This window comes from Stutzerimonas stutzeri (assembly GCF_000935215.1).
Taxonomy (GTDB): Bacteria; Pseudomonadota; Gammaproteobacteria; order Pseudomonadales; family Pseudomonadaceae; genus Stutzerimonas.
In genome coordinates this window covers 1-8,129 of the sequence record NZ_JXXD01000181.1, presented here as the reverse complement: position 1 = coordinate 8,129, position 8,129 = coordinate 1, and the positions used below count along the sequence as shown (strand labels likewise).

Genomic DNA, 8,129 nt, shown 5'->3' with positions numbered 1-8,129 from the left:
CCCTGCTGAATGCGCAGGTCGGTGTTGGCCAGGGCGTTGCGGATCAGCGTGCCGGCGTATTCCGGGTTGCGCTCGAGTGCTGCGGCGCTCGCCGGGAACAGCGGGGCGAAGAGATCGTATTCGAGCAGTAGCTCGAAGGTGCGCTCGGCCTTGCCGCCGAGGAATAGCTTGAGCACTTCGTCGAACAGGCGTGCCGAGGGAATGCCGTCGAGCAGGTCGGCGAGGTCGACGATGGGTTCGGCGCTATGCCGTTCGATCTCGAAGTCGAGCTTGGCGGCGAAACGCACGGCACGCAGCATGCGCACCGGGTCTTCCTGGTAGCGCTGCTCGGGGTCGCCGATCAGACGGATCAGGCGATTGCGGATGTCGTGTACGCCACGGGTGTGGTCGAGGATGCGCTCGGTAGTCGGATCGTAATACAGCGCATTGATGGTGAAGTCGCGGCGCTGGGCGTCGTCTTCGAGGGTGCCATAGATGTTGTCACGCAGGATGCGGCCGCTCTCGTTGCGCGAAGCGAGATGGCTGGCGTCGTCGTCATCCTCTTCCGGATGGTTGGCGCGGAAGGTGGCGACCTCGATGATCTCGCGACCGAAATGCACATGCACCAGCTTGAAACGGCGTCCGATCACGCGGGCGTTGCGGAATTCGGCGCGGACCTGTTCGGGGGTCGCGCTGGTCGCGACGTCGTAATCCTTGGGATTCAGCTGCAGCAGCAGGTCGCGCACGCAGCCGCCGACCACATATGCCTCGTAACCCGCCTGCTGCAGTCGTTCGACCACGCTCACCGCGTAACGACTGATCTCGTTGCGATGCAGGGAATGCTGCCGGCTGGACAGAATTTCAGGTGTGCGGCGGGGATGCGGGATGCGGCGCAGAGGAAGACGAAAAGACTGGAACAGCTTTTTCAGCATGGGGGGCAACTGTGTGGCGGAAGACGGGCCGGTGTCGCGAATGGCCGCGAAACCTGCGCGGATTCTAGCGCCGAGAGTGCTGGATGTTGAACGATGCGTAGGGAGGTGTCAAAAAGCATCGTGCGCCGCGTCACGCAGGCAGTGCTTGGCGCAGGGCGGAGGCCACGCGATTGTCGAGCAGTAAGACTGCTGTGAAGGAAAATGGGTAAGCCCCGGATAGCACAAAGGGGAGCCGAAGCTCCCCTTTGAATACTGTTGCGTGCTTTATTGTTATTAGTCGCTCAGGCGTTGCTGTTTTTGTTGTTCGCCTGTTCCATCGGGCCGTGGCCGTCAGGAGCACTCCACACTGGGAGCTAATAGCAAACGGATTTCTTTGGTCGCTGACTTTGCCTTGATCTTCGATCCAACCAGTGCGGGCCCTGCTGATGCAGTTTTTTGTTGTTCTCGGCCTGGTCGTGGGGCGAACCCCGTGGCAAGTCCTCTCCAAAAGAATCAGTTAGCTGCGCCTCCGCCTTCTTGTCGTTATTTTGCTGGAGCCGTTACGTCTTGTTCTTATTGTGGGATCTGCTTGTTATTGTTGTTGTGCCTGTACGTAAGCAGTTGCCGTGCCAGCTTTCGAAAATCCTTATTTATCAACGACTTGGTGATTATCTAGACTGAGGCGGGCAATAAAAAACCGGGGCAGCGTTACCGTTGCTCCCGGTTTTTGTTACGAGTCATGGCGGGCGGTAACAGATTACCCGGCCGCGCTACTCGACTTGCGCCGCGGAATTCCCAGGCGCTGGCGGCGTTCCCACAGACATTTGCGGCTGATGCCCAGCTTGCGAGCCAGCTCGGTCTCGGTCATGTGATCCTGATGCTCGAGCACGAAGTGCTGGAAGTAGTCCTCCAGCGACAGATCCTCGGTCGGCTCGTTGCCCGTTGCAATGCCGCGAATGGTGCCAAGGGGCTCGTCGAAATCGTCGTCCAGTTCGTCCAGCTCGATATCGATGCCCAGCAGCTCGGCATCGATCTCCGGGCTTTCGCTGAGAATAGCTGCGCGCTCGATCGCGTTTTCCAGCTCGCGAACGTTGCCCGGCCACGAGTAGTGACGGATCGCCTGCTCGGCATCGCGGGAAAAATGCAGGTCGTCGCTGCTCATGCGCTCACCCTGGCGTGCCAGGAAGGCTTTGGCGATCTCCAGCACGTCACCACCCCGCTCACGCAGCGGCGGCAGCTTGAGCGCGATGACGTGCAGGCGGTAATAGAGGTCTTCACGGAACTGGCCGGTCTTGGCCAGGGTTTTCAGGTCGCGGTGCGTGGCGGCGATCAGGCGTACGTCGACCTTCTGTGACTGCACCGAACCAACCCGGCGGATCTCGCCTTCCTGCAGGACCCGGAGCAGACGTGCCTGTGCCTCGAGCGGCAGTTCGCCGATCTCGTCGAGAAACAGAGTGCCACCGTCAGCGGCTTCGACCAGCCCAGCGCGGCCAGCGCTGGCGCCGGTGAAGGCGCCTTTCTCGTGTCCGAACAGTTCGGATTCGATCAGCGTTTCCGGGATGGCCGCGCAGTTGACGGAAATCATCGGGGCCTTGGCGCGGCGCGAGAGGTTATGCAGCGCGCGAGCGACCAGTTCCTTGCCGGTGCCCGATTCGCCCTGGATCAGCACGTTGGAGTCGGTCGGGGCGACCTTGCGGATCTTGCCGAACAGGTCCTGCATGGGCGCGCAGTGGCCGATGATGCCGATGTCTTCTCGGTCGGTTGTCGCTGAGGCGGCGCTTACGCCACGGGAGGGCTGCGCTTGTGTCGCTGCGTTGTGCTGATGGTCGGTGAGGATGCGTGCCACGGTCTGCAGCATCTCGTCATGGTCGAACGGTTTGGCGATGTAGTCGACTGCGCCCATCTTCATCGAGTCCACGGCCGAGCGCAGGCTGGCGTAGCTGGTCATGATCAGCACCGGGGTACCTTCGGCGAGCTTGATCAGCTCGGTGCCGGGGGCGCCGGGAAGTCTCAGGTCGCTGACGATGAGGTCGAAACCCGGGATGCTGTAGCGCTCCTGTGCTTCCTGCACCGAGCCGGCTTCGCTGACCTCGTACTGGTTACGCTCGAGGAGGCGTCGCAGGGCGGAGCGGATGATGGTTTCGTCTTCGACGATCAGAATGTGTGACATCAGTACTCTCTCGACGGTCTGGAGGCATAACCGGCAAAGGGCCGGCACGGCAGTCGCCTCTTCAACTTACGGCATGGGACGCTTCGACATGCCGCGGCAGGGTGATGCGAAAACGGGTGCCGCGCTGTGTTTCCGGGTCGGCCGGGCTGTCGATATCGATCTGGCCATAATGCTCTTCAATGATCGAATAGACCAGCGCGAGGCCCAGGCCGGTGCCTTCGCCAGGGTCCTTGGTGGTGAAGAATGGCTCGAACAGCCGGTCCTGGATGTCCTTCGGAATGCCGCTGCCTTCGTCTTCCACCGTCAGGTACACCGTCTGTTCGGCAACTTCGCTGCTGATGCGGATCAAGCCGCCTTGCGGCGACGCGTCGCGGGCGTTGGATAGCAGGTTGATCAGCACCTGGGCGAGCCGCTGCGGATCGCCCTCGGCGAAGTGCGTCGGATCGCAGATGTTGATGAACTGCACTTCGGTGCGGTTGCGGTTGAGCGAGAGCAGGCCGATGGCGTCCTGCGTCACTTGCGCCAGGCTCACCGGATACAGCTGGTGCTGGCGCTCGCCGGCGTGGGCGAAGCTCATCAGCGATTGCACGATGCGCGATACGCGTTTGGTCTGCTCGATGATCTGGCCGCTGATCTCGACGATCTCTCCATCGCCTTCGCGTTCGTCCCGCAGGTTCTGCGCCAGGCAGGCGATGCCGGTGATCGGATTGCCGATCTCGTGCGCCACGCCGGCGGCCAGGCGGCCAATGCTCGCCAGGCGTTCGGAGTGAACCAGGCGGTCTTCGAGCTGCTGTGTTTCGGTCAGGTCCTCGACCAGCAGCACGAGGCCGCTGTTGCCCGGTGCCAGTGGCTCGGCAATGGCTGCCTTGTGCAGGTTGAGGCAGCGGCGATGGCCGTTGTGCGCCAGCCGCTGCTTGTGCAGGTGTTCATCGGCCTGCTCGATGAAGTCGCTCAGCAGGCTGCGCCAGGGTTCGGCGATGGTCGTCAGGCGTGAGCCGACGACTTGCAGCGCGGGGATCTCGGTGAGTTCCTCGAGCGCACGGTTCCACATGAGGATTTCCTGATCCTTGGCCAGCGAGCAGACGCCCATGGGCAGCTCCTGCAGTGTTTGCCGGTGATAGCGGCGCAGGGCGTCCAATTCTGCGGCCAGGCCGGTCAGGCGCGAGTGATACTCCTCCAGCCGGCTTTCGATGAAGTGGATGTCCTCGGTGATGTAGCCGTCGGCACCGTTCTTGTAGGCCAGGAAGTTCTCGACGATGTCCTGGGCTACGCTGGGGCCCATCAGGCCGGAGAGATTGGCTTCGATGCGATCGCGCAGGCGGCGCAGCGCGTAGGGGCGATGCTCGTCGAACGGCAGCTGCAGATCGCGCAGGGCCTGTTCCACCTCCCGTTGCGCGGTCTTGGCGCCCAATGGCTTGGCCAGCTGGGTGGCGAATTCCTGCGGAGACGCGGCGATCAGTTCGCGCCGTTGCGGGCGGCGGACGTTCTCCACGGCGCAGGCCTCGGCAGCGCTCTGCTCCTCGGGGCTGGTTTCACTGAAGATCGAGAACAGCGAGAACGCCAGGACGTTGACCGCCAGTGACGCGATTGCCGCCAGATGCCAGCTGGTGTCGTCCAGTACATAGACGACGTTGAACAGCGGAATGTAGAAACCGTCCAGGTTGCCTACCAGCGGCAGCAGCATGGTCACTACCCAGACGCCGATGCCGGCCAGCAGGCCCGCGATGTAGCCGCGGCGATTGGCGGTCGGCCAGTAGAGTACGGACAGCACGCCCGGCAGGAACTGCAGGGTGGCGACGAAGGCGACGATGCCGAGATTGGACAGGTCCTGCTCGGCACCGAGCAGCAGGTAGAAGCCGTAACCGGCCATGATGATGGCGAAGATCAGGCTGCGGCGCGTCCACTTCAGCCAGCGGTAGATGTTGCCTTCGCTGGATGGCTGATACAGCGGCAGCACCAAGTGGTTGAGCGCCATGCCCGACAGTGCCAGGGTGCTGACGATGATCAGCCCGCTGGATGCCGAGAGACCGCCGACGAAGGCCAGCAGCGCCAGGGTTTCGCTCTGTGCGGCGATGCCCAGGCCCAAGGTGAAGTACTCGGGGTTGGTGCTGACCCCCAGCTTGAGTCCGGCCCAGAGGATCAGCGGCACGGCCAGGCTCATCAGCAGCAGATAGAGCGGCAGGCCCCAGCTGGCGCTCACCAGGCCGCGAGGATCGAGGTTCTCGGTGAAGGTCATGTGATACATGTGCGGCATCACGATGGCCGACGCAAAGAACACCAGCAGCAGTGTGCGCCAGGGCCCTTCCTGCAAGGGCGTGTGCAGTGCCTGCAGCGCCGACTGGTTCTGCAGCAGCCAGATCTCCAGCTGATGCGGGCCGCCGAATACCACATACAGGGCGTAGAGGCCGATGGCACCGAAGGTCACCAGCTTGACGATGGATTCAAAGGCGATGGCAAACACCAGGCCTTCGTGCTTCTCCCGCGTGGCGATGTGGCGGGCGCCGAAGAGGATGGTGAACAGCATGATCATCAGGCAATAGCCCAGCGCCACGCGCTCCTGCAGCGGCTCCAGAGTGAGAATGCCGATGGCATCGGCCACCGCCTGGATCTGCAGGGCGAGCAACGGCAGCATGCCGATCAGCATGACCAGCGTGGTCAGCGCCCCGCTCCAGGTGCTGCGAAAGCGGAAGGCGACCAGATCGGCCAGTGACGAGAGCTGGTAGGTGTGGGTGATGCGCAGGATCGGATAGAGCAGCACTGGCGCCAGCAGGAACGCGCCGCAGACCCCCAGATAGGTGGCGAGAAAGCCGTAACCGTACTGGTAGGCCAGGCCAACCGTGCCGTAGAAGGCCCAGGCGCTGGCGTAGACGCCCAGCGACAATGTGTAGGTCAGCGGGTGGCGGATCACCCAACGTGGAATCAATCCGCGCTCGCTGACCCAGGCGACGCCGAACAGCATGATCAGGTAGGCAACGCTGATCAGGATCAGGTGGCTCAGGCTAAAGCTCGTCTGCATCACGCTGGCTCTGGAGGATGAAGGTCACCACGATGAGGATCAGCCACAGCACGTAGGGCCGATACCAGGCCCCGTTGGGGTCGATCCACCAGTCCATGATGGCGGGGGAGAACAGATAGATCCCCACCACCAGGAGCAGCACCAGTCGGTAGATATACATGCCGGGTCTCGTGTCGGAAGTGGGGCGATGGTAGAGCAGCGGCGGGCGGCAAGCCACCTGCGGCAGGCAAAAGCTGGCGCAGCGTGGCAATCCGCCTAGCGCAGCTGCGATTCGGCCAGTGTCCGTGTGCGAGGGATGCGCTGAGCGTCCCAGTGCAGCACCGCCCAGGCGAGGATGTCGGCTGGCAGTGCGTCGTTCAGCTCTGTGGGCGGTTGCTGGCCTAGCGCGCGCAAAGCACGCAGCAGCAGCGGACTGGCCTCGTGAGGCTGCAAGGGTGGCGAGCGGTAACTCTTGCCCAGCTTGTGTCCATCCGGCTGGATGATCAGCGGCAGGTGCAGATAGCGCGGCTGGGGTAGACCGAGCACTTCCTGCAGGTACAGCTGACGCGGCGTGGAGTCGAGCAGATCGGCGCCGCGTACGACGTCGGTTACTCCCTGCCACGCGTCATCCAGCACCACCGCCAGCTGATAGGCGATCAAGCCGTCGCGACGGCGGATCACGAAGTCGCCGACCTCGCGACCCAGGCGCTGGCGGAATTCGCCCTGCACGCGGTCTATGAAACCGTATTCGCGATCAGGCACCCGCAGGCGAATGGCTGCGTCGTCGAGGCCGTGGCCGGCGTTGCGGCAGAAACCCGGGTATGGGCCCGGATAGCCTTCGAGCTGCTTGCGCGAGCAGGTGCAGGCATACGCCAAGCCTTCATCCAGCAGGCGCTCGATGGCGGCGCCGTAGGCGACCTGACGCTCGCTCTGGCGCAACATCTCGCCGTCCCATTCGAATCCGTAGCTCGACAGCGTCTCGACGATGGCTCGCTGGGCGCCGGGCATCTCCCGTGGCGGGTCGATGTCTTCCATGCGCAGCAGCCAGCGGCCGCCGATCGCGCGGGCGTCAAGATAGGAAGCGAGGGCGGCCACCAGTGAGCCGAAATGCAGATAGCCGCTGGGTGTCGGGGCAAAACGGCCGACGTAGTGATGGGTTTGGAACGGGGCAGGAAAGGGCATGTTGGGGCCGGCGCTATCTGGGATGGCGGGGCGGATGAAACGCTGCAGGGGCTGGAAATGAAGCGGGGCGCCGAAGCGCCCCGTTCGGGATCAGGAACCGATCTGCTTTTCCTTGATCTCCGCCAGCGTCTTGCAGTCGATGCAGAGCGTAGCGGTAGGGCGGGCTTCCAGTCGGCGGATGCCGATCTCGACGCCGCAGGAATCGCACCAGCCGTACTCGTTGTCTTCGATCAGCTGCAGCGTCTCGTCGATCTTCTTGATCAGCTTGCGCTCGCGGTCGCGGGCGCGCAGTTCCAGGCTGAACTCTTCTTCCTGGCTGGCACGGTCGGCCGGATCAGGGAAGTTGGCAGCCTCGTCCTGCATGTGGTGCACGGTGCGATCGACCTCTTCCATCAGCTCCTGTTTCCACTTGTTCAGGATGCCGGTGAAATGGGCGCGCATCTTGTCGCTCATGTATTCCTCGCCCTTGCTTTCCTTATAGGGATCGAAGGCGCGAATCAGTTGCTTGCTCGACGGTGTTTCTTTGGTAATGGGCATGGATGAACGCCTCTCGCTATGTCCATTGCGCAGGATGATTTGTCCCTTGCCGGCCCGTGCCGGCCCTGCGGCTGCAAGCGGGCGAACTTACCAGATCGGATCGGGGCGCGCTACTCCCGAATCCAACAGTAACTGCAGCGGTATCGGGACCTTGGGTAGAATTCACGTTTCGTTCTCAACAGGAAGGTCAGATGACCTCGTCATACAGTGCGCGCAGCCGCGCAATCGAACCTTTCCACGTCATGGCGCTTTTGGAGCGGGCCAACCAGTTGCAAGTTCAAGGCCACGACGTCATTCATTTGGAAATCGGCGAGCCGGACTTCACCACCGCGGCGCCCATCGTAGCGGCAGGGCA

Annotated in this window: 6 protein-coding genes and 1 pseudogene; 1 reads left to right on the top strand and 6 read right to left on the bottom strand. The window is 62.9% G+C overall.

The window, feature by feature from the left end; translation table 11 throughout:
- The 6 genes from pcnB to dksA form a co-directional block, all read right to left on the bottom strand.
- On the bottom strand, window positions 1-911 hold a 911-nt coding region (gene pcnB / locus LO50_RS18085; protein WP_044315872.1), incomplete at its 3' end, for a polynucleotide adenylyltransferase PcnB.
- A 736-nt stretch (window positions 912-1,647) separates the two neighbouring features.
- A complete protein-coding gene (locus tag LO50_RS18080) occupies window positions 1,648-3,060 on the bottom strand; it encodes a sigma-54-dependent transcriptional regulator (protein ID WP_044315871.1) in 1,413 nt (470 codons plus the stop codon).
- Between the two features lie 61 nt (window positions 3,061-3,121).
- Window positions 3,122-6,076, bottom strand: a complete 2,955-nt coding sequence (locus LO50_RS18075; RefSeq protein ID WP_044315870.1) for a sensor histidine kinase — start codon at window positions 6,074-6,076, stop codon at window positions 3,122-3,124.
- Entirely contained in the window at window positions 6,060-6,236 is a 177-nt protein-coding gene (locus LO50_RS24765) for a hypothetical protein (protein WP_003284901.1), read from the bottom strand. Before LO50_RS24765 ends, LO50_RS18075 begins: the two co-directional genes overlap by 17 nt.
- A 95-nt stretch (window positions 6,237-6,331) precedes the next feature.
- On the bottom strand, window positions 6,332-7,237 hold the full coding sequence (gene gluQRS, locus LO50_RS18065) for a tRNA glutamyl-Q(34) synthetase GluQRS (protein ID WP_044315869.1): 906 nt from the start codon (window positions 7,235-7,237) through the stop codon (window positions 6,332-6,334).
- A gap of 90 nt (window positions 7,238-7,327) precedes the next feature.
- Window positions 7,328-7,774 (bottom strand): RNA polymerase-binding protein DksA, encoded by a 447-nt coding sequence (gene dksA, locus LO50_RS18060; protein ID WP_044315868.1) that lies wholly within the window; start codon window positions 7,772-7,774, stop codon window positions 7,328-7,330.
- Window positions 7,775-7,965: 191 nt separating this feature from the next.
- Between dksA and LO50_RS24760 the strand changes: the two are divergent.
- A pseudogene (locus LO50_RS24760) lies at window positions 7,966-8,129 on the top strand (aminotransferase); the annotation flags it as partial.

Coding starts and splice junctions, on each gene's coding strand:
- LO50_RS18080 (WP_044315871.1), bottom strand. CDS start 3,060: ATGTCACACATTCTGATCGTCGAAGACGAAACCATCATCCGCTCCGCC.
- LO50_RS18075 (WP_044315870.1), bottom strand. CDS start 6,076: ATGCAGACGAGCTTTAGCCTGAGCCACCTGATCCTGATCAGCGTTGCC.
- LO50_RS24765 (WP_003284901.1), bottom strand. CDS start 6,236: ATGTATATCTACCGACTGGTGCTGCTCCTGGTGGTGGGGATCTATCTG.
- gluQRS (WP_044315869.1), bottom strand. CDS start 7,237: ATGCCCTTTCCTGCCCCGTTCCAAACCCATCACTACGTCGGCCGTTTT.
- dksA (WP_044315868.1), bottom strand. CDS start 7,774: ATGCCCATTACCAAAGAAACACCGTCGAGCAAGCAACTGATTCGCGCC.